This window comes from Methanosarcinales archaeon (genome assembly GCA_014859725.1).
GTDB lineage: Archaea > Halobacteriota > Methanosarcinia > Methanosarcinales > Methanocomedenaceae > Kmv04.
In genome coordinates, this window is record JACUTQ010000281.1 from 1 (window position 1) to 1,730 (window position 1,730).

Annotated in this window: 1 protein-coding gene; it reads left to right on the forward strand. The window is 43.8% G+C overall.

Annotated elements, in window-relative coordinates; translation table 11 throughout:
- Window positions 1-148: 148 nt before the first annotated feature.
- Entirely contained in the window at window positions 149-1,441 is a 1,293-nt protein-coding gene (locus IBX40_13290) for a bifunctional hexulose-6-phosphate synthase/ribonuclease regulator (GenBank protein MBE0525286.1), read from the forward strand.
- The last annotated feature ends 289 nt before the right edge of the window (window positions 1,442-1,730 follow it).

Consider the following 1,730-nt stretch of genomic DNA (forward strand, 5'->3'; position numbering starts at 1 on the left):
CAGGATTTGGTGGGGCCTTATTGTTTATAATTCTGATCGGTATAATTACCATCGAGTTCATTGTCGGGGTTTTTATAGGGGATGTTCTTGAGAAGTTGCTTCGAAGATAGACAAATAGAGTTTTGCCTGATAAACAACATCTAACATTATGACCAATTCCCATCCAATCCTGCAGGTAGCTCTTGATATCCTTGATCTGGATCGAGCCGTCCGGATTGCTGGTGAAGCCATACAAGGTGGTGTAGATTGGATCGAGGTCGGTACACCCCTGATCAAGAGTGAGGGGATGAATGCTGTTAGAACACTGAGGGATAATTTTGCGGACAAGACAATCCTGGCTGATATGAAAACAATGGACACTGGCGCCCTTGAAGTAGAAATGGCGGCCAAGTCCGGTGCTGATATTATTATTATACTGGGCAGTTCTGATGATTCCACCATATCAGATGCCATCAGGGCTGCTGCTAAATATGGTACCAGGCTCATGACAGATATGATCTCTGTACCAGACCCTGTAAACCGTGCTAAGGAACTGGAACAACTGGGTGTGGACATAATAAACATCCATGTGGGTATTGATCTGCAGATGAAAGGGTCAGATCCCCTGGATGTGCTTAAGGAAATGAGGGATGAAATTCATATTCCCATTGCAATTGCGGGAGGATTAGATGCCGATTCGGCTGCCATAGCAGTGTTATATGGTGCTGATATTGTAATTGTGGGTGGTAATATTGTACGTACATCAGATGTTACTGCATCTGCCAGCAAGATACGTCAGAGTATGGATAAACCAAATAAATCAATTATCAAAAAGCTTCCCGTTGAAGAGGAGACCAGGTACTTACTTACCCGGGTATCCACTTCCAATATCAGTGATGCCATGCACCGCAAAGGTGCAATGCATGGATTATTCCCAATAAATCCAGGACTTAAGATGGTGGGGCCTGCTGTAACTGTCCAGACTTTTGAAGGGGATTGGGCAAAGACAGTTGAGGTAATAGAAGTTGCAAGACCAGGGGATGTCGTTGTGATCTATAACGGTGGCAGTGACAGGGTAGCCCCCTGGGGTGAACTGGCCACATTGAGCTGTATAAACAAAGGTATAGCTGGAGTGGTTATCGACGGGGCAGTGCGGGATGTGGATGAGATCAGGAAACTGGGGTTCCCATTATTTGCCAAAGCAGTAGTACCCAATGCTGGTGAGCCCAAAGGCTTTGGTGAGATCAATGCAGAGATCAAATGCGCTGGCCAGGTGGTGCGCCAGGGGGATTATATTGTGGGTGACGATAACGGTGTGGTAGTAGTGCCAAAGGAGCGGGCTTACGAAATTGCCAGGCGCGCAGTTGAAGTGGAAAAGAATGAGAACCGGATACGGGATGAAATAATCAAAGGTTCCACTCTGTCAAAGGTCATGCATCTGGAAAAATGGGAAAAAAAATGAAAACTTTTCCAGATCAATTTATCTGATTATTCCTCCGGTTACCATCATAAAGAGGACAACCAGTCCGAGTATTCCAATAATGATCTCGATCGTTAATTCTGATTTATCTCTTGTCCTGTAAGGCAAATTATTCACCCCCCTGGGTTTTTTACCTCATTCTAATATTATCAATATGCAATATTAGTAATTATCGGTCTAATGTGGGAGACTTTTTATTTTCTTGTGATTGAATTCGGAACTAGCCAGAATAAGTAATTCAATGCATAAATATTTCAATTGTTCTGGTTCA

Bases quoted from the DNA above. Each gene is read 5' to 3' on its own strand.
- IBX40_13290 (MBE0525286.1), top strand. From the start codon at position 149: ATGACCAATTCCCATCCAATCCTGCAGGTAGCTCTTGATATCCTTGAT.